13 protein-coding genes and 2 pseudogenes are annotated in these 17,967 nt (G+C 55.4%); 6 read left to right on the plus strand and 9 right to left on the minus strand.

The features are described from left to right. Positions 1-2 precede the first annotated feature (2 nt). The 7 genes and pseudogenes from JYB63_RS23290 to JYB63_RS07135 form a co-directional block, all read right to left on the minus strand. Complete coding sequence (locus JYB63_RS23290) at positions 3-1,721, minus strand: glycine cleavage T C-terminal barrel domain-containing protein (protein WP_374730435.1); 1,719 nt, start codon at positions 1,719-1,721, stop codon at positions 3-5. A 12-nt stretch (positions 1,722-1,733) separates the two neighbouring features. Further along, positions 1,734-2,396, minus strand: a pseudogene (locus tag JYB63_RS23295) (NAD(P)/FAD-dependent oxidoreductase); the annotation flags it as partial. A 249-nt stretch (positions 2,397-2,645) separates the two neighbouring features. Beyond that, positions 2,646-2,933: pseudogene (locus JYB63_RS23300) on the minus strand (2Fe-2S iron-sulfur cluster-binding protein); the annotation flags it as partial. A gap of 2 nt (positions 2,934-2,935) precedes the next feature. Next, complete coding sequence (locus tag JYB63_RS07120; protein WP_205657154.1) at positions 2,936-3,229, minus strand: sarcosine oxidase subunit delta; 294 nt, start codon at positions 3,227-3,229, stop codon at positions 2,936-2,938. Positions 3,230-3,245: 16 nt separating this feature from the next. After that, positions 3,246-4,490 (minus strand): FAD-dependent oxidoreductase, encoded by a 1,245-nt coding sequence (locus JYB63_RS07125; protein WP_205657155.1) that lies wholly within the window; start codon positions 4,488-4,490, stop codon positions 3,246-3,248. A gap of 284 nt (positions 4,491-4,774) precedes the next feature. After that, positions 4,775-5,683 carry a glutaminase B gene (gene glsB / locus JYB63_RS07130; RefSeq protein ID WP_205657156.1) on the minus strand — a complete coding sequence of 303 codons (909 nt, stop codon included), beginning with the start codon at positions 5,681-5,683 and terminating at the stop codon, positions 4,775-4,777. 61 nt (positions 5,684-5,744) lie between these two features. Continuing rightward, complete coding sequence (locus tag JYB63_RS07135) at positions 5,745-7,004, minus strand: DEAD/DEAH box helicase (protein ID WP_205657157.1); 1,260 nt, start codon at positions 7,002-7,004, stop codon at positions 5,745-5,747. 250 nt (positions 7,005-7,254) lie between these two features. Here JYB63_RS07135 and JYB63_RS07140 point away from each other — a divergent pair, with 250 nt between their 5' ends. The 6 genes from JYB63_RS07140 to JYB63_RS07165 all read left to right on the plus strand — a co-directional run bounded on the left by JYB63_RS07140 (position 7,255) and on the right by JYB63_RS07165 (position 16,029). Beyond that, complete coding sequence (locus JYB63_RS07140; RefSeq protein WP_205657158.1) at positions 7,255-8,517, plus strand: OmpP1/FadL family transporter; 1,263 nt, start codon at positions 7,255-7,257, stop codon at positions 8,515-8,517. A gap of 183 nt (positions 8,518-8,700) precedes the next feature. Continuing rightward, entirely contained in the window at positions 8,701-10,329 is a 1,629-nt protein-coding gene (locus JYB63_RS07145; protein ID WP_205657159.1) for a long-chain-fatty-acid--CoA ligase, read from the plus strand. A gap of 3 nt (positions 10,330-10,332) precedes the next feature. After that, entirely contained in the window at positions 10,333-10,740 is a 408-nt protein-coding gene (locus JYB63_RS23500) for a MerR family transcriptional regulator (protein WP_205657160.1), read from the plus strand. Between the two features lie 38 nt (positions 10,741-10,778). Then, the gene (locus tag JYB63_RS07155) at positions 10,779-11,903 is read left to right on the plus strand and encodes a thiolase family protein (RefSeq protein ID WP_205657161.1); all 1,125 of its coding nucleotides are present in this window, start codon (positions 10,779-10,781) and stop codon (positions 11,901-11,903) included. After that, on the plus strand, positions 11,903-14,239 hold the full coding sequence (locus JYB63_RS07160; protein ID WP_205657162.1) for a 3-hydroxyacyl-CoA dehydrogenase/enoyl-CoA hydratase family protein: 2,337 nt from the start codon (positions 11,903-11,905) through the stop codon (positions 14,237-14,239). The genes JYB63_RS07155 and JYB63_RS07160 overlap by 1 nt, the downstream gene beginning before the upstream one ends. Before the next feature lie 14 nt (positions 14,240-14,253). After that, a complete protein-coding gene (locus JYB63_RS07165; RefSeq protein WP_205657163.1) occupies positions 14,254-16,029 on the plus strand; it encodes an acyl-CoA dehydrogenase C-terminal domain-containing protein in 1,776 nt (591 codons plus the stop codon). 54 nt (positions 16,030-16,083) lie between these two features. Here JYB63_RS07165 and JYB63_RS07170 read toward each other — a convergent pair whose 3' ends face one another. Beyond that, the gene (locus JYB63_RS07170) at positions 16,084-16,587 is read right to left on the minus strand and encodes a VF530 family protein (protein WP_205657164.1); all 504 of its coding nucleotides are present in this window, start codon (positions 16,585-16,587) and stop codon (positions 16,084-16,086) included. Between the two features lie 232 nt (positions 16,588-16,819). Beyond that, positions 16,820-17,872: a methyltransferase domain-containing protein gene (locus JYB63_RS07175; RefSeq protein WP_205657165.1), complete on the minus strand. Its 1,053-nt coding sequence runs from the start codon at positions 17,870-17,872 to the stop codon at positions 16,820-16,822. Between the last annotated feature and the right edge of the window lie 95 nt (positions 17,873-17,967).

A 17,967-nucleotide genomic window follows, 5' to 3' on the forward strand; every position in this document is an offset into this window, starting at 1 on the left:
GATTACAGGTTCTGACGGGCGGTGTCAGGATCATAGAAAGGCAGCGCGACAACCTTGGCGGCAACCGGCGCACCGTCGACTTTAATGACGATATCGCTGCCCGGCTCTGTTTTGCCCGGCGGTACATAAGCCATACCCACTGGCTTACCCAGTGTCGGGGAGTAGTTACAGGAAGTGACCCGGCCAGTCATTTTGTCGCCGTCGATCACCAGATGGCTTTCCTGCGGTACCGGCGCTTTCGGATCATCCACCACGAAGCCCACCAGCGAGCGGTACTGCGGTGCTTTGTTCAGCTCGCGGATAATCCGCTGGCCCACAAAGAATGGCTTCTTGTTGGAGACCGCCCAGCCCATCTGTACTTCTTCCGGCGTGGACATAGCGTCGGTGTCCTGACCGATAATGATGTGGCCTTTTTCCAGACGCAGTACCCGCTGTGCTTCAATGCCGAATGGCTTAATACCGTGCTCTTTACCGGCGGCCATCAGGGCATCCCACAGTGCTTCACCGGCATGTTGCGGAACGTGTACTTCGTAACCCAGCTCGCCGACGAAACCGACGCGGATCACCCGGGCCCGAATGCCTGCCACATGGCCTTCACGCACGCCCATGTAAGGGAATGCTTCGCTGCCCAGATCAATGTCTTCACAAAGTTTGCTTAGTACTTCACGGGCTTTAGGTCCGGCGATGTTCACACCGCACCAGGCGGAGGTCACGTTGGCAATGTCCACATCCAGACACCACTGAGCGTTCCACTTCAGCATGTTCTGATACACACGGTCGACACCGCCGGTGGTGGCTGTCACGTAGAACAGCTGGTCATGGAAACGGCAGCTTACGCCGTCATCAATCACCACACCGGCTTCATTGGTCATCAGGGCGTAACGGGCACGGCCCAGCGGCTGTTTGGCAAAGCCAAAGGTGTACACCCGGTTGAGGAACTCACCGGCATCTGGACCGCGAACTTCAATGCCACCCAGAGTGGATACATCCACCAGACCGACATTGTTACGCACGTTATTCACTTCCGCGGCGATGCAGTTATCACGCTGGTTCACCGGGCCGTAATACGCCGGACGATACCAGGCACCGGCCTGCAGCATTTGTGCACCGGCTTCCAGGTGACGGTGATGCATATTGGTGTAACGGGCCGGGTAGAAACTGCGGCCTGCGAGGTGCCCCAGACGTTCCGGCGCAAACGGCGGACGGGCCGTGGTAACACCGGTTTGGGCAACACTCTTACCGGTGGCATTCGCCACAATACGGGCAGTTGCCAGCGCGGAATGACGGCCCTGAGAAGGCCCCATGCCACAGGTTGAGTAACGCTTCACCAGCTGCACGTGCTCATAGCCGTCACGGGTGGCATTCACAATGTCTTTGATCTGCAGATCTTCATCGAAATCGACGAATTCCTTACCCTTCGGATGGGGGAAGATCGGCCAGCTATAGTTCGGGCTGTTGGCACTGTCATCCGCTATCGGAGCAGGTTCAGCCATGGCGCTGACGCGCTCAACGGTTTCCGCCAGACGGTTAACCGCAATCGCTGCAGCCCGCTGGGCATCACCGCATACCGCATTCACCGACCAGTTCGCATTCACGGAACCGGCAATCTGGAACGCCTTCGGCAGCTTGCTCAGGGTGAACATGGCAGTATCGTCGTTGTAGCTTAACTGACCACCGGCCTGACAAATCAGCTGATAGGTCGGGGTATAGCCCACCGCCATACACAGCAGATCACAAGCGAAGGTTTCGCCGCTGTCAGCACATGTACCCTTACTGACCTGCTGACGGATTTCAACCGCCGCCAGATGCTTCTTGTCACCGCTGGCTTTGGCTGCATACACCGCATGGTTGCTCAGAATCCGTACACCGCGCTGGCTCACCGCCTGCATCAGTTCACTTTCCGGCGCGGCATCACGCAGTTCAGCAATCGCAACCACTTCAATGCCGGCATCCAGCATATCCAGTGCCGTTGCATAACCTTCATCGTTACCGGTAACGACCACTGCTTTCTGACCCGGCTTCACGCCGTAGAGCTTAATCAGACGCTGGATCGCGCTGGACATCATCACGCCCGGCAGATCGTTGTTGTGGAATACCGCCTGCTGTTCCAGCGAGCCCACACACATGATGGCTTCTTTAGCCCGTACCTTGTACAGACGCTTGCCCTGAATCACCGGCAACCAGTTATCACCGAAGTAGCCGTTACACGCCGCATCCAGTTTCACATCAATGTTGGCGTGGCTTTCAATGTCAGCAATCATCGCCTGACGCAGCGCTTCTGCCTGCGTGCCTTCCGCATCCAAGCGGCTGTACGCCAGGCTGCCACCCAGAATCGGGTTCTCATCCACCAGCAGAACTTTCGCGCCCTGCTCAGCAGCCTGAATGGCAGCAGTCATCCCCGCAGGGCCTGCACCCACAACCACCAGATCGTAGAAGCTGTACTGCTTGTCGTAGTATTCCGGCTCGAAGGTGTCATCCACCACACCCAGACCTGCAGCCTTACGGATCACCGGTGCCCATTTTTCCCAGGCGCCGGCTGGCTTGTAGAAGGCCTTGTAGTAAAAACCCACCGGCATGAACTTGCTGAACATGCCCAGATGGCGGCTGCTGTCTTTTTCCAGGCTACCGGTAAAGTTCTGGCCGGATACATTCAGGCCGTCGCGAATAGTTTCCCGGTCCGCCAGTACGTTCGGGTCCGATGGCAGCTGTACCAGGGTATTGGCGTCCTGACCGGCCATGGTTAATGCACCGCGCGGGCGGTGATACTTGAATGAACGGCTGATCAGCCACTGGCCGTTCGCCGCCAGTGCGCTGGCAATGGTATCGCCGGCAAAGCCTTTAAATTCGCGGCCGTCAAAAGAGAAGCTGACAGTTTTGCTGCGATCTACCAGCAAACCGCCATTGGCCAGTCGGTTATCGTTATAAACAGGCACGGTTACTCTCCTTCCACAGCGGTGAATTCAACCCGCTGATTAAATACTTCGCTGGCGGGAAACGTTCTGATAATTTCATCGGTAATGGTGTTCCGTTCCGCCAGAAACCAGTACGAAGTCGCACTGTGACACCACCATTCGCGGACGATACCCGCAGCATTTTCATGGAAGTAAACGTGCTCCACCCATTCGCGGCTGTCGCAGCGGTTCGGGTCCGGCATTTCGTGCAGCTCACCGCCGTAAATAAATTCTGAGATATTGCGTGGCCCGTTCAGCGGGCAGTTCAGTATTTTCATGACTCTTTTCTCCCGCTTAGTGGCTGGCCGCGGTCGCGCCGGCTTCGTTGATTTGCTGATGACGGTAGAAGCGTTCCAGCTCGAACGGCTTAATCAGTTCAGGTGGCTTACCGGTGGCAACCAGCTCCGCCATGGTCTGGCCGCAGATTGGCGTGGCCTTGAAGCCCCAGGTGCCCCAGCCCGCATCCAGGTAGTAATTTTCCACCGGGCTCAAACCCATAATCGGGCTGTAGTCTGGGGTCATATCCGTGATACCGGCCCACTGACGCATCAGCCGTGCCTGTGACAGGAACGGGAACAGTTCCAGCGCCGCCGCCGCCAGAGACTCTTTCATATCCAGGGTTGAACGGGTGTTGTACAGCGGATACGGATCGGAACCACCGCCGATAACAAATTCACCACGGGAGGTCTGGTGTACATAGACGTGAACGTGTGGCGAACTGACGTGCGGCGTCAGCAGCGGTTTGTACGGCTGGGTAACCATCGCCTGTAACGGGAAGCTGTGCACCGGCAGTTTGATACCCGCCATTTTCGCTACAACCGAGCTGGTACCGGCAACCGCCTGTACCACAGAACCACAGCTAATGGTGCCGCGGTTAGTTTTAACACCGGTGACCTTACCGTTACTAACCAGCACGTCTTCCACTTCGGTCAGTTGGTGCAGTTCAACACCGCGCTCGCAGGCACCTTTCATGTAGCCCCATGCCACTGCATCGTGACGGGCAGTCGCCCCGTCCGCATGCCACAAGCCTGCCATGATCGGGTAACGGCCGTCTTCCGGCATATTCAGGTTCGGTACCAGTTCGCGAATGGTCTGACGGTCCACCAGCTCAGAACGTACGCCCAGATGCTGGTTAACCTCAGCCCGCCAGCGGAAGCTGCGCACCGCTGCATCACTGTGGGCCAGGGTCAGCTGACCGCGGTTTTCCATCATGATGTTGTAGCCGAATTCGTTACTCAGGTTCTGGTAAAGTTTCACAGAATCCCGGTAAAAGCTGACGCCTTCTTCGGTCAGGTAGTTAGAACGGATTACCGCGGTATTCCGGGCAGTGTTACCGCCCCCCAGATAACCTTTGTCCAGCACGGCGATATTGGTCACGCCATGGTACTTGGACAGGTAATACGCACAGGCCGCCCCGTGACCACCGGCACCGATGATGACCACGTCGTAATGTTTCTTCAGCTCCGTGCTGCTGGGTGTGAAATGGTGCTGGGCGGGATATTCCTTGCTCAGACCATATTTTAATAAGCCAAAAGGCATTATTGCCTCCCTACCGCGGGTATGTATTGATTGATTTAAAACGTGCCGAACACGCTTTGATCGAGCAAATATCGGCAATAGTGACGGGGAACGCAACGAAATACGCGCATTATTAGAGAGACTAATAATGCTGACAAGGAAGGCTTATTAACGACCGGTTTCTGTCGCTGTCCTGTTCGGCTGCCAGCCAGTTTTGTTTATTAATTGCACAAAAAAGGGCCTTTTCAGGCCCGCTCATAAAAATTATTAGTATTACTGATAGTTTAGTTAGTTTTACTATCTGCTCAGAAAACCGAGCGCCCCAGCGCAGTGGTAAACAGTTCCAGAGCGGCGGTTCCCACCAGCGAGTTACCGTTCTGGTTCAGCTCCGGAGACCAGACACACACGCACAGTTCACCGGGAATCACCGCCACAATGCCACCCCCGACACCGCTCTTGCCCGGCATACCCACCCGGTAGGCAAAGTCGCCGGCAACATCATACAGGCCGGCCACCATCAGCAGAGCATTCAGCTGCTTGGTTTGCTGAGCAGACAGTAACGGTACGTCGGTATTCAGCGGGTAACCGCCATTGGCGAGATAAATAAACGTACGGGCCAGATCCACACAGCTCATCCGCAGCGCACAGTGATAAAAATAGGTTTGCAGCAGAGTATCCACATCATTATGGATATTGCCGAAGGATTTCATCAGATAGCTGATGGCCGCGTTACGGTCGCTGTGACGATATTCTGAGAGTGCCACACGCTGATCTGAAACCACCTGCGGATTGCCGCTTAGCTGACGCACCACATCGAGAATCCGGTGCTTCGGTGCAGATAAGCGGGACACCAGCGCATCGGTCACCACCAGGGCACCGGCATTAATGAAAGGATTACGGGGAATGCCCTTTTCATATTCCAGCTGTGCCAGTGAATTAAATGCCTGTCCGGAGGGCTCCTTCCCAACCCGTTCCCAGAGTTCATCCCCATACCGGTTCATGGCCAGCGTCAGTGCCAGGGCTTTGGAAATACTCTGAATTGAAAAGGGCTCGGCCGCATCACCGGCCTGATACACCGTGCCATCCACCGTACAAACAGCCATGCCCAGTTTGTCCCTGGCAACATTGCCCAGCTCAGGGATGTAACTGGCCACTTCTCCCTTACCGATCAGTGGCCGGACCTCAGTAATAATGTCTTCCAGAAGTTGCTGCATTCTGTTTCCTTTACGAGGCTGGCACAGTGATTTTCAGTGATGGAATGTTCAGTATCTGCAATTACTTCCGCTTAGACGGTTTTTTCTTACCGGCACCGGCAGATTTAACAATTTTGGTACGGGTGACCTTATTGCTGCGGGGCGCTTTGCGGGCTTTCTTAAGATACTTTTTCAGACCTTCACGCTTACTGACTTCAAAACCTTCCATATAAACCCGCTTAATACGGCTGCCGATCAGGTGTTCGATGTCATTCAGGGTACGCTCTTCTTCACGGCTGACGAAGGAAATCGCCTTACCCGGCATACCTGCACGGCCGGCACGGCCAACCCGGTGAACGTAGTCTTCCGCCAGATACGGCAGGTTAAAGTTCACCACATGTTCCAGCCCCTGAATATCCAGACCGCGGGCGGCAACTTCAGTCGCAATCAGCACCTGTACCTTGCCGGATTTAAAGTCGGCCAGCGCCCGGCGACGGGCCCCCTGGCTGATATCACCGTGGCAGATAACGCCTTTGATGCCATCGACTTTCAGGTCCATAGCCAGGCTGTCGGCCTGCGCCTTGGTACTGGTGAACACCAGTACCTGAAACCAGTTTTCTTCTTTAATCAGCTTGGCAAACAGGTCCGGCTTACGCTGCTCATCAATCTCATACACAACGTGGTCGATGGTATCGGCAACCACATTCTGCTTCGCCACCCGGATGACTTCCGGACGTTTCAGCAACTGCTTCGACAGCTCATTCACATCCGGAGAAATGGTGGCGGAGAACAGCAGGCTCTGGCGGCTTTCCGGGGTCTGTTGCAAAATTTTGCTGACGTCCGACAGGAAGCCCATATCCAGCATCCGGTCCGCTTCATCCAGCACCAGAAACTCCACCTGTGACAGGTGCAGGTTACATTCCACCGCATGTTCAATCAGCCGGCCGGGGGTAGCGATCAGTACATCCACACCCTTCGCCAGTTTATTCGCCTGTTTTGCCACGGTGGTACCGCCGTACAGAGCCAGCACGCTTAATGGCAGATTCTGTGCGTAGCGGCCAATGGTATCCGCCAGCTGCTCTGCCAGCTCCCGGGTAGGGGTCAGGATCAGCGCCCGGACATGACCCGGCTGAACCTCTTTTGGCCGTTCTGTCATCTGCTGCAGGATGGGCAACGAAAACGCTGCAGTTTTACCTGTGCCGGTCTGGGCATTGGCCAGAATGTCCTTGCCGCGGCGCGCCGGCACGATTGCCTGCTGCTGAACCGGTGTCATATCGGTATAACCGCAGGCATCCAGCGCACTTAACAGATCAGCGGATAAATCGAGAGAGGAGAACTTCATGGCAAAACCTTTTCTGGCGACCGCTCACGGGTCAGCATCTATTAAAATTGCGCCTATTGTAGAGGATTTAACCGCCATTAGAGACTCTTACTGCACAAATTTCCCGGAATATCCCTGTCAGGGCTTTTCTCGCCATTAAGATTCTGTAAAGTTACCCGGCGGTTAATTAAAAAACGTAATACATCCAAGAATAAGAACCTGAAAACACCGGATAAACGCTTAACAATGCCGGTGCCGCTGCGGAGAATCTATGCTGTTATTCCGTTCATTCCCCCTGAGTAGTCCACTTATACAAACCTGTGCCATCACCCTCGGTATCGCATCATCCCCGCTGATCCAGGCCGCCGGATTTCAGTTAAAAGAGCAAAGCGCCGAAGGCCAGGGCAATTCATTTGCCGGCCAGACCGCCAAAGCACAGGACCCGGGCACGGTATTTTATAACCCGGCCGGTATGACCCGCCTGCAGGGCACCCAGTTAGAAGCGAATCTTTCTTACATCGCCCCCAGCGCCGACTATAAACACGACAGCAACTCCACCGCCGGCACGCCCTTCACCAACACCCAGCAAAACGGCGCGGAAGACGGGCTGGTTCCCTCACTGTTTGCGGTCTGGGGTGAATCAGAAGCCGTTAAACTGGGCTTGGCAGTGACCGTCCCCTTTGGCCTTTCCACCCAGTATGACACCAACTGGGTCGGGGCTAACGCCAACGTAAAAAGCGAAATCAAAACCCTCAATATCGCCCCGGCGCTGGCATACCGGGTCACCGAAAACCTGTCCCTCGGGGCCAGCCTGCAGTTCAACAAAGTAGAAGGCACCCTGACCCGGCAGGTCACCACCGGTCTGAATACCGCGACGGCCTCTGTTATCGAAGCAGATGATACCGGCTGGGGATACGGCCTGGGCCTGCTCTGGGAATACAGTGATGGCGGCCGGATCGGCCTGAATTACCGTTCGCAGATTAAGCACCGGCTTGAAGGCACCGTAAAAATTGTCGGCGTCAGCACTCAGAACGCTGACACTCATATTACCCTGCCTGCCATTGCCTCCCTTGGCTGGTATCAGCAACTGGATAACCGCTGGGCATTGCTGGCAGATCTGGCCTGGACAGACTGGTCACAACTGGATCAGCTGGTAATTAACAACACGGATACCGGCGCGCACATTTCCACCATTGATTACTTCTGGCAGGACACCGTGTTTGCCGCCATCGGAGCCAACTATCAGTACAGTGACAAACTGCAGCTGAAGTTTGGTGTTGCTTACGATGAAGGGGCAGCCAGCGACGCCTACCGGTCTGCCGGCATTCCCGATGCTGACCGCACCTGGGCATCGGTTGGGGCGTCCTATCAGCTCACCCCGGCAACCCGCCTGAACATTGGTTATTCCCACCTGTTTACCAAAGAAGCCCGCGTATCCGACAGCCGGACCAGTGCGGCCGTCCCCACCAGCTATTCCGGCAGCTTTGACTCTGAAGTGGATATCCTCAGCCTGGGGCTGGTGATGCAGTTTTAGATTTTTTCAGATACCTCCCCGGCCCTGCTCCCCCGGGGCTGAGCGTCGGTTTTACGGTTAGCGGGCTCACGTGCTGCAATTGCAAGTGACCTATAGGGAACTACACTTACTTATAGCGCCTGACGCTGTAAGTTATGTCGCCGTCATGCGCATCCCAAAGGACACAACCCCGGGAGACATGGCATGAATACAACCGTTGTCAGTTACTTTGATCAGGCCGTCAGCCGGTTTCCCGATAACCCCTGTGTCGATTTTCTGGATAAAAAATATACCTATCGCGAAATCGATGAACTGGTCAGCCGCACCGCCAAAGGCCTGCAGCAAATGGGGGTCGGTAAGGGCAGCAAAGTTGGCTTATGTCTGCCGAATACCCCGTATCATGTGATCTGTTATTACGCCATTCTCAAAGCCGGTGGCACGGTGGTGAACTTCAACCCACTCTATTCACGGTCTGAAATTGCTTATCAGATTGAAGATTCCGGCACTCAGATCATGATCACCCTGAACCTTAAACAGATTTACCCCAAGGTACACGCCTGTCTGGAAACCACCTGCCTGCAACACATCGTGGTCTGCTCCATGTCAGAAATTCTGCCGGCGGTGAAAAGTGTACTGTTTCAGGTACTCAAACGTTCTGAGATCGCCGATTTCCCGAGAGATCCGGCGCATATGTCTTTCACCCGGCTGAGTAATACCGACGGTCATTACACTGCCACCGCCCCTGAAGCAGATGACCTGGCCGTGCTGCAATACACCGGCGGCACCACCGGCCAGCCTAAAGGCGCCATGCTCAGCCACGGGAACATTGCCGCCAACACCCTGCAGATCCGCCAATGCATCCCAACGGTGACAGAAGGCGAGGAAAAGATGCTCGGGGTATTACCCTTTTTCCATGTATTCGCCATGACCGTGGTAATGAACTTCGGTATATCCATTGGTGCTGAACTGATTCTGCTGCCCCGCTTTGAACTCAGCCAGCTCCTGAAAACCCTGCAAAGCAAAGGTGCGACTCTGTTTCCCGGCGTGCCCACCATCTATACCGCCATCAACAATGCGCCCAATCTGAACAAACTCGACCTCTCCAGCCTGACCTACTGTATTTCCGGTGGCGCGCCGCTGCCGGTGCAAACCAAAGCCAGCTTTGAAGAAGCCACCGGCTGTAAACTGGTTGAGGGTTACGGGCTGACGGAATGTGGCCCGGTGGCCACGGTAAACCCGTTTGAAGGCATCATAAAAGCCGGTTCCATCGGCCTGCCACTGAACGACACCCGCATCAGCATTCAGGATCCGGCGGAACCGGGCAAAGAAGTCCCTCAGGGAGAAAAAGGTGAAATTGTCATCAGCGGTCCTCAGGTTATGCTGGGCTACTGGCAACGGCCGGAAGCCACCGCCAGCACCATCATCAACGGTGGCCTGCACAGTGGCGATATCGGCTATGCCGATGAAGATGGCTACATTTTTCTGGTAGATCGCATCAAAGATCTGATTATCTGTTCCGGCTACAACGTCTATCCGCGGCACATTGAAGACGCCCTGTACTGCCACCCGGGCATTGCTGAAGCCATTGTTATCGGCGTCGATGACGAATACCGGGGTCAGGCACCGAAAGCCTTCGTCAAACTGGCAGCAGGCTATGAAGATCTGGACAGTGAGTCCATCAAAACCTTTCTGGATGACCGCTTATCGCGGATCGAAATGCCCAAAGATATCGAGATCCGTGAAGACCTGCCCAAAACCATGGTCGGCAAATTATCGAAAAAAGAACTGGTTGAAGAGCAACAGGCCAAAGCCGGTGCAGCGGCCCGGGCATAATGTATGAGTAAACCGGCTTTTTACACCGTCCCGGAACTGGCCCGGGAACTGGGTATCACCCCGCGGACAATCCGTTTTTATGAGAGTAAACATTTACTTTCACCGGAACGGGCGGGCAATACTCGGATCTATACAGGTAAGGATAAAGCCCGGCTGAAACTGATTCTGCGGGGCAAGCGGCTGGGGTTTTCACTGGCAGATATCGGTGAGTTTCTCGACCTGTACACCACCGACATTCAGCAGACAGAACAGCTGCAACTGCTGTATAAGAAAGTCTGTACCAGAATTGAAGACCTTGAAAATCAGCAGGATGCGCTGGTTCAGGTGCTTGAGGAACTGCGGGAAATCCGCAGCCAGTGTCTGGATGCCCTGAGCAACACATCCGGCCAGACAGACCGGACCGACCATTAGCAGCAAGACGACAACCACAGGACAGGCAGGAACGCACTATGGAACACGCAGTAATCGCCGGCTATTGCCGCTCCCCTTTCGACTTCGCCCATAAGGGCGCACTTGCCGGTGTGCGTCCGGACACGCTGGCAGCAAAGATTATCCGCGGGCTGGTCCGTAACAGTGGCGTTAATCCAACCCGGATCGAAGATCTGTTGTGCGGCTGCGCCTTTCCGGAAGGCGAACAGGGGCTTAATATGGCGCGCATGCTGGTATTCCTCAGCCGCCTGCCGGACTGCATTCCCGGCGCCACTGTAAACCGCTGGTGCGGCTCATCCATGCAGACCCTTCATATGGCCGCCGGCAGCATTGCTATGGGTGCCGGTGAGGTATTCATCTGTGCCGGTGTTGAGAGCATGAGCCGGATTCCGATGATGGGCTACAACCCGCTGCCAAATGCCAAGCTGTATAAAGAAAACGCCCGGATTTACATGAGCATGGGGGAAACCGCAGAAGTAGTTGCCGAGCATTACAATATCAGCCGTGATGCCCAGGAAGCCTTTGCCGTCAGTTCCCAGCAGAAAGCCCTGCAAGCTCAGCAACAGGGGCTACTGGCGGATGAAATCATCCCCCTTGATGAGCTGCAACAGGACGGCTGCATCCGCGGGGACACCAGCACCGAAGGGCTTTCCGGCCTGAAACCGGCATTTGTCAGTGACGGCAGCGTGACCGCCGGCACCAGCTCCCCCCTGACCGACGGCGCAGCGGCGGTACTGGTCTGCTCAGAAAGCTACGCCCGGCAGCATAACCTGCCCATGCTGGCACGGATTAAAACCGTCGCCGTGGCCGGCTGTGCGCCAGAGGTGATGGGTATCGGTCCGGTGGCCGCCAGTCAGAAAGCTCTGCAACGGGCAGGCCTGAACAGCAGCGATCTGGATATAGTCGAACTGAACGAGGCCTTTGCCAGCCAGGCGCTGGCCTGTATCCGCGAACTGGAACTTGATCCGGAAAAGGTCAATGTTCACGGTGGCGCGATCGCACTGGGCCACCCGCTGGGTGCCACCGGTGCCCGGATTGTCGGTAAAGCCGCCAGCCTGTTAAAGCAAACCGGCGGTCAGTACGCTCTGGCAACCCAGTGTATCGGCGGCGGCCAGGGGATAGCGACACTGCTGGAGGCCATCTGATGAATACCATCAAGCAGGTGGCGGTCATCGGGGCCGGTGCCATGGGTGCCGGTATCGCGGCCGTCATCGCCAACGCTGGCGTGCCGGTATTGCTGTTCGACCGGGCAGATGAGCAGCAACCGGACCGCAGCAGCATTGCCAAAGAAGCTGTCAGCCGCTTGCTGAAAGCTAACCCGGAAGCACTGACCCAGCCACGTAACAGCCGGCTGATCACCCCGCTGAACATTGCCGACGACTTACCCCGGATCGCCGATTGCGACTGGATTATCGAGGCCGTCAGTGAACATCTGCCGCTGAAACAAGGCCTTTATAAGCAGATAGACGGGGTACGGAAACCGGGCAGCATCGTGTCTTCCAATACCTCAACCCTGCCCCTGCACTCTCTCACTAAAGGCTTACCGAACAGCTTTGCGGCTGACTTCTGCATTACGCATTTTTTTAATCCCCCCCGCTATATGCGCCTGCTGGAAATTGTTGCCGGAAATATCCGTCCGGAAGTGATGCAGCAACTGGAACATTTTGCCGATCTGAAGCTGGGCAAAACCGTCATCCACTGCAAAGACAGCCCCGGTTTTATTGCCAACCGGCTGGGCATTTTCTGGATCTACTGCGCGCTGGTTGAAGCCATCGACATGGGGCTGAGCATTGAAGAAGCTGACGCGCTGCTCAGCAAGCCCTGTGGGGTGCCAAAAACCGGTGTCTTCGGGCTGATGGATCTGGTGGGAATTGACCTGATGCCTGCCATTGTCGGCGCCATGTGTCAGGCCCTGCCGGAACATGATCCTTTTGTCCTGCTGCAACGGCATTTACCCCTCATTGAGAAGATGATCAGCCAGGGCTATACCGGCCGCAAAGGCAAAGGCGGCTTTTACCGGCTGGACCGCAATCAGAATCCACCGGTAAAAGAAGCCATTTGTCTGCATACCGGCGAGTACAGCCCGGCGTTACGGCCGAAGGTACCCGGCGCAGATACCCGGGTGCATAATCTCCGTGATTTGCTTTCCCGGGATGATAAATATGGCCGTTATCTCTGGCGGGTCATGGCCCAGACCCTCAGTTACGCCGCCACTCTGGTGGGAGAGGTTGCTGAAGATATCACCGCCATCGATGCAGCCATGCGGCTGGGCTATAACTGGAAATACGGTCCCTTCGAACTGATGGATATTCTGGGCACCGGCTGGCTCGCAGAACGGCTGCAGACCGACGGTTTTACATTGCCGTCCATTCTGGCCACCACCGCCCGCCGCCCCCTTTATACCCTGCAGGCATTTCAGGGTCAGGACAACCAATTACACTTCATGGACGTCTACGGCCGCTATCAGCCCCTGTTACGCCCCGAAGGTGTTCTCCTGCTGGCGGATATCAAACGTCAGCAACAACCGTTGTTAAAGAACGCCTCTGCTTCAGTGTGGGATATCGGTGACGGTGTACTGTGTTTTGAGTTCACCTCAAAAATGAATTCCCTGGACCCGGATATCATGGCCCTGCTGCACCAGAGCATTTCGCTGGTTAAGAAGCATTACAAAGCACTGGTAATCTATAACGAAGGGGAAAATTTCTCCGTAGGTGCCAACCTTGGTCTGGCAATGTTTACCGCCAATATTGCCGCCTGGCAGGACATTGAAGCCATGGTCGCCGCCGGCCAACAAACCTTTAAGGCCCTCAAGTACGCCCCCTTCCCGGTGGTCAGTGCCCCCAGCGGTCTGGCGCTGGGTGGTGGCTGTGAAGTATTGCTGCACAGTGATGCCATTCAGGCCCATATGGAAACCTATACCGGGCTGGTTGAAGTGGGCGTCGGCCTGGTACCCGCCTGGGGAGGCTGCAAAGAGATGCTCGCCCGCTGGCAACAAAAGCCCAATTACCCGCAGGGCCCGATGCCCGCTGCATCAAAAGTCTTTGAGCTGATATCCACCGCAGCAGTGGCCAAATCGGCAGAACAGGCCCGCCGTAACCTGATCCTGCGCCACCATGATCAAATCACCATGAACCGTGACCGCCTGCTGGCAGACGCCAAGGCAACCGCACTGCAGCTGGCCGAGGATTATCAGCCACCGCAACCGGCAACGTTTAATCTGCCGGGCCCCAGCGGCAGGCTGGCCTTTGAAATGGCTGTTAACGGCTTTGTCCGCAACGGCAAGGCCACCCGGCATGATCAGACCGTCTCACTGCATGTAGCCGATATTATGGCCGGTGGTGATACCGACACATTAACTGAGCTCGGCGAAGAGGATCTGCTGGATCTGGAACGTAAACACTTCATGCAGATTATCCGCCATCCGGACACACTGGCACGTATCGAACACATGCTGCTGACCGGTAAGCCCCTGCGCAACTGACAATAGGAGAGGTTATGCTGACTTACACGCCCCCGATCCGTGACATGCAGTTTGTGCTTTACGAGCTGCTGGATGCGCTGCAACTCAGCCAGTTGGAAGGCTTCGAAGAAGTGAACCGGGAACTGATCGACAGCATTCTGGAAGAAGCCGGTAAACTGACCGGCGAAGTGCTTCAGCCCCTGAACCACAGTGGCGATGAACAGGGCTGCCAGTTTAATAATGGTCAGGTAACCACCCCGGAAGGTTTTAAAGCGGCTTACCGGCAATTCTGTGAAGGCGGCTGGACAGCACTGGCCTGCGAACCGGAGTTCGGCGGCAGTGGCTTACCCAAAACCATCAATACCCTGCTGGAAGAAATGATCTGCTCGGCGAACCTGTCATTCGGGATTTATCCGGGGCTGAGCTTCGGTGCCTATTCTGCCATCAGCCGTTATGCCAGTGATGACCTGAAACAGATCTACCTGCCAAAACTGGCGGATGGCAGCTGGTCAGGCACCATGTGCCTCACCGAACCGCAGTGCGGGACGGATCTGGGATTATGCCGCACCAAAGCCCAGCCACAGGAAGACGGCTCTTTTAAGCTGACCGGCAACAAAATTTTTATCTCCGCCGGTGAGCATGACCTCACCGACAACATTATTCATCTGGTGCTGGCCCGCACACCGGATGCCCCGGAAGGCATTAAAGGCATCAGCCTGTTTCTGGTACCGAAAAAATGCCCGGACGGCGACACGCTCACTGACAATCAGGTCGGCTGTGGCGGCATTGAGCATAAGATGGGCATCAAGGCTTCATCCACCTGCCAGATTAACTTTGACGACGCCACCGGCTGGCTGGTCGGGGATCTGCATAAAGGCATGCGGGCCATGTTTACCATGATGAATCAGGCCCGGCTGGCGGTGGGTATTCAGGGGCTGGGACTGGCGGAAGCCAGTTATCAGGGGGCACGGGATTACGCCCGTGAGCGCTTACAGGGCCGTGCCCTCTCCGGCGTTAAAGCTCCGGACAGACCCGCAGATCCGATTATCGTCCATCCGGATGTGCGCCGCATGCTGCTCACCCAGAAAGCGTACACCGAAGGCTGCCGGGCATTCGGCCTGTGGGTGGCAATCCAGCTGGATATATCCCGCAAGCACTGCGACAAAACTGTCCGGCAGGATGCGGATGAATTCGTCCAGCTCACCACCCCGGTGGTCAAAGCCCTGTTTACCGACCTGGGATTTGAATGCACAAATCTGGGAATGCAGGTACTGGGTGGCCATGGCTTTATCCGGGAAAACGGCATGGAACAGCTGGTTCGGGATACCCGGATTGCCCAGATTTATGAAGGTACTAACGGTATTCAGGCGCTGGATCTGATTGGCCGGAAAATGCCACAGAAAGCCGGCCGCTATCTGCGCCATTTCTTCCACCCGGTGCAGGATTATCTGGAACAGCAGCAAAACAATGCTGAACTGGCAGAATTCACCGGCCCGTTAAGCAAAGCCTTCGGCCGGTTGCAGAAAGCCAGCCAACAAGTCGCCCTGACCGGCCTGAAAAGCCCCGAAGCAGCGGCGGCAGTGGCCAGTGACTATCTGCGGTTATTCGGGCTTGTTGCGCTGGGATATATGTGGTGCCGGATGGCCGAACAGGCATTGCAGCATCCGGATGATGACAGCGGTTTTTATACCGCCAAGCTGCATACCGCACGGTTCTTTATGCAAAAACTGTTGCCGCAGAACAGCAGCCTGTTTGCCAGTATAATGGCCGGGGAAAGCAGCATGATGGAGCTGGAAAGCGAACATTTCTGAGGCGCTAGGCCTTATTTACACGCTTTTACTTGCGCCGCTATTAGTTACGCGCTTCTATTTACGCCATTTGGCCCAGGGATCATCATCCGTACCGCCGGAAGATTCGGGCTTACGCCGGGGCCGGTCAGTATTCTGAGGGCGTTTTTCAAAAGACTTACGCCGTGATTGACCAGGCCGTTTCGGCTTATTGAATTCCGCTGCCTTTTTGGCGCTCTTTTCCCGCTGTATTTCAGCATCTTCCAGGCTCAGCTCTGCCGGAAGGCCCGGTTTCTGATGGGCCGGAATAATCCGTTCCCGGGGCGTGACTGAAAACTGTTCTGAAGACACCCGGGGCAGATTTTTAAATTTATACAGGTAGAAAAGCTCGACCTTTTCCCGGGCCCACTGGGTTTTCTTGAGAAATTTCTCGCTGGACTGAATGCTCGGGTTCGTTTTGAAGCAGTTAATGTTCAGATAAGCATAGAGAATCTCAAAGCCATAGTGCTCAACCAGTTCAGTCAGTAACTGGTTCAGACCCACGCCGTGCAGGGGGTTATTGGTGTAATCAACTTCACTCATGGGACATTCCGGACATTATGGCGGCTCCGGGATCAGAGCAGCATCTGTTTACAGTCAGCTTAGTCTGTCTCGCGGCGGTTGGCGGGTACAGTCATTGCGGGCAGGCAGTATAGTCAGATTCAGACTGAAGCACATCCAAAACCAGTGCAACTGAGCAACTTACCGCTAATTTAGTGGATCAGGCGACGTCCCTGTCGCCACTGATATCAACAACAGCTATCTGAAACAGCAATCAGCAACAACCACCGCCGGATGCCGGTGCGCTGCCGGTGTCTTCATCGTAAGGCAGGCTGGAGCCACAACCTTCAAAAATACCGTAGTGGTTATCCCAGGTACCGATAAATTCAAAGTGCTGCTGCAAGCGTGATTCATTCAGCATCCGGTAGGTATTGCCACACACCGGAAAGACCTTACCCGCCGCAATCAGATGGTGCTTATCCAGCAGATAGTTCTGTTCCTGATCAGCAATGGTGCCCTTATAAATCACCGCCTGACCATAGTCTTCACAGGCAGGCTCCAGCCCTTCAATCTTAAACAGGCGATACGTTGCGGAGTAAAAACCGATATGACCAATGCGCTTTTCCACTTCGGCATTGTCGATACCCAGTGGACGGTCTTCTACCAGACGGGGATCTGCAAAACCGCACTGTTTCGCCAGGTTCTGGAAGTCATTCCAGTACAGTGCGCCACTGAGGCACTCACCGTACAGCACCGGATCATTGACCAGTTCCTGCGGCACGCGACGGTCAGCATAAACATCAGAGAAGTACATTTCTCCACCCGGCTTCAATAAGCGGTAGGCCTGCTTCAGTACCGCTTCTTTATCCGGCGACAGATTAATCACACAGTTGGAAACGATCAGATCGAAGCTGTTATCTTCCAGCCCCAGTTCATCCAGCTTTTCGATATAGCCTTTTTTAAATTCAACGTTTGAGGCTTTATAACCAAAGGCTTCGGCATGGTAGTCCAGATGACGATTGGCAATTTCCAGCTGCTCATCGGTCATATCCACCCCGACCACAGAGCCGCTTTCACCCACTAATGCCGCCAGCGTATAGGCGTCACGGCCGGAACCGCTGCCAAGGTCCAGAATCCGCAGGCCTTTAAGCTGCTCAGGGGCCACCAGACCACAGCCGTAGTAGTGGCTGCTGACTTCATCATGGATCTTCTTGAGGATGTCTTTAATCGGTTGTGGCGGCGCTTGCAGTGTACAGCAGGCGTCGGTTTTCAGATCGGCAGAGCCCTGCAGGGTCTTGCCATAATAGTCCTGGACTTGTTCATGCATGGGGAAATACTTCTTTGGCGATTATTCTAAGAGGGTTTACTTGGGATCAACCATAGCCATAAGCGCAGGTTGCTGCAACTTAGCAGCCCAATTAA

This window comes from Aliamphritea spongicola, assembly GCF_017051665.1.
Taxonomy (GTDB): domain Bacteria; phylum Pseudomonadota; class Gammaproteobacteria; order Pseudomonadales; family Balneatricaceae; genus Amphritea; species Amphritea spongicola.